Annotated in this window: 1 protein-coding gene; it reads right to left on the bottom strand. The window is 41.1% G+C overall.

The window, feature by feature from the left end:
- Nucleotide 1 precedes the first annotated feature (1 nt).
- On the bottom strand, nt 2–550 hold a 549-nt coding region (locus tag D7W81_RS41465), incomplete at its 5' end, for an IS3 family transposase (RefSeq protein WP_120560764.1).

The following is a 550-nucleotide window of genomic DNA, read 5'->3' as shown; positions in this document are numbered from 1 at the left end:
GTTAAACACGAGGCATATAGGTCTGATTCCGATATTCAATTGGAGTCAGACCTTTTAATTTCAGGCTAATTCTTCTGCTGTTGTAGTATTCAATATATTCCGTAACAGCATCCTTCAGTTCGCTTATATTACTGAACTCATCAAGATAAAAACACTCCGACTTTAAGGTTCCAAAGAAACACTCCACCACAGCATTATCCAGACAATTGCCTTTTCTGGACATGCTTTGTTTAATACCATGTTCTTTAAGGATATTTTGATATCTTCTCATACGATACTGCCATCCCTGGTCAGAGTGCAGAACAGGATGCTCGTGAGGATTAAGCTTTTTGAATGCCTGATCGAGCATATTCTCAACCATGTTCATCACTGGTCTTTCCGAAAGGCTGTAAGAAATAACTTCGTTGTTGAAGAGATCTATTACTGGAGACAAATACAGCTTGCGCCCATTGACTGCAAATTCAGTAACATCGGTAACCCACTTCTCGTTTGGCCGCGTAGCCTTGAAATCTCTTTGGAGAACATTAGGGGCGGTTTGCCCTACCTCTCC

This window comes from Corallococcus aberystwythensis (genome assembly GCF_003612165.1).
Taxonomy (GTDB): domain Bacteria; phylum Myxococcota; class Myxococcia; order Myxococcales; family Myxococcaceae; genus Corallococcus; species Corallococcus aberystwythensis.
This window is presented reverse-complemented; position numbering and strand designations above follow the sequence as displayed.